Genomic DNA, 2,004 nt, shown 5'->3' with positions numbered 1-2,004 from the left:
CTTGAGTCTGAAGCGGCTGAAACCGGAGCAGCTACAGCAGTTTGCTTGGTTAGGGGTGTTGCCAGAGGATGTGCCGTTGACGGCTCCGGTGGCGGCACGGTTGTGGGATGTGCCGTTGTTGCAGGCGAAGAAGGGATTGATTGAGCTACGGCGGCGATCGTTCTTGACCGACGGCAGTGCAACAGGGGCGGGGGAACTAACCTATCGGGTGCATGATTTGATGCACGATACGGCGCGGGGTTTGCTTGAGGCAAGGACGCTGCCGGGGATAGGGGATCTGGCGGCAGCTCACGGAGCGTTTGTAGACCGCTATGGGCCGCTGGATTATGGGGCGAAGTGCTGCGGCTTGCCGAGGGATAGCTATATTCATCGTCATTTGATCTGGCACTTGATCCAGGCGGGGCGGGACGAGGCGGTGCATGAGTTGTTAGCAGCTAGTGATGGAGCGGGGCGAAATGCTTGGTTTGAGGCTTGTCAGGAGGTGGGAGCGCCGGGAATTTTTGTGACGGCAGTTTCTGAGGGCTGGCGGTTGGCGGAGGGGTTATATGAGCGGGAGCCGGAGAGGGCGATCGTGCTGCAATGTCGGTATGCGCTGATGGTAACAACGTTGAATTCGTTGATCGGTCCGTTGCCTGGGGAATTACTGGCGGCCTTGGTAAAAGGTGGATTTTGGTCGGCGGAGCGGGCTTGGGCCTATGTGGAGCAGATACAATATGAAGTTTTTTTTACTGGGACAGTAGAGGCTTTAGCGGCTTATTTAACCCAGCCTCTGTTCCAGTCAGTGGTACAGAAGGTTTGTTCAATTGAGTCTGGGGTCAGCCGTGCGAAGATCTTCACTAACTTAGCGCAAGCCGATAACACCTACTTTGCAGAAGCCTTGAATGCCACCCGGGCAATTGAGAATGAAGCCATCCGTGTTGGTGTCTTGAGAAACTTAGTGCAAGTCGATGGTGTTGATCTTGCTCAACTCCTGACTGAAGTCCGTTCAATTAAAAATGAGATCAGCCGCGCTTGGGTCTTGAGTGCCTTAGCGCAAGTTGATGGCACCTACTTTACGGAAGCCTTAGACACCACACGAACAATCCTGGATCAAACCATTCGTATGGAGGTTTTGAGTAACTTGGTGCAAGTTGATGGTGCTGATCTTGCTCAACTCTTGACTGAAGTCCATTCAATTCAGAATGAGGTCAGCCGCGCTAGGGTCTTGACTGCTCTAGCACAAGTTGACGGTATCTACTTTGCGGAAGCCTTGAACGCCACCCGAGCAATTGAGAATGAAGCCATCCGTCTTGATGTCTTGAGAAACTTAGTGCAAGTCGATGGTGCTGATCTTGCTCAACTCCTGACTGAAGTCCGTTCAATTAAAAATGAGGCCAGCAGCCGCGCTAGGGTCTTGATTGCTTTAGCACAAGTTGACGGCACCTACTTTGTGGAAGCCTTGAACGCTACTCGGTCAATACAGAATAAACCTTATTGCCTTGCATCGGTCTTGGGTATTTTGGCACAAGTCGATAGCGCCTACTTTGCGGAAGCTTTGAACGCCGCTCAGTCGGTTCAGGATGAGTACTACCGTGCAGGCGTCTTGATTAACTTAGCGAAAGTCGATAGTGCCTACGTTGAAAAAGCTCTGGCCAACGCTCGGGCAATGCAGGATACGGAGGCTCATGCAGACGTCTTGAGCGCCTTAGCGCACATCGATAGTACGTACTTTACAGAAGCCTTGAACGCTGCCCGAGCAATTGAGAATGAAGCCTTCCGTCTTGCTGTCTTGAAGAACTTAGCACAGATCAATGGTGCTGATTTTGCTCAACTCTTGGACGTCGCTCGGTCGATTCAGGGAGAGTACTACCGTGCCAGGGGCTTGAGTGCTTTGGTGAAAGTTGATAGTGCCGATTTTACTCAACTCTTGGATGCTGCTCGGGCAATTGACGATGAACACTACCGTGCTTGGATATTGACTGCTTTAGCACAAGTCGATAGTGCCTGCTTTGCAGAAGCCTTAGA

1 protein-coding gene is annotated in these 2,004 nt (G+C 51.9%); it reads left to right on the top strand.

The genetic code is table 11. From position 1 onward, the window contains the following. Positions 1 to 2,004 (top strand): hypothetical protein (locus V6D20_17080; protein HEY9817495.1); only part of this gene is annotated, 2,004 nt, incomplete at both ends.

Source organism: Candidatus Obscuribacterales bacterium, from assembly GCA_036703605.1.
GTDB lineage: Bacteria > Cyanobacteriota > Cyanobacteriia > RECH01 > RECH01 > RECH01.
This window is presented reverse-complemented; position numbering and strand designations above follow the sequence as displayed.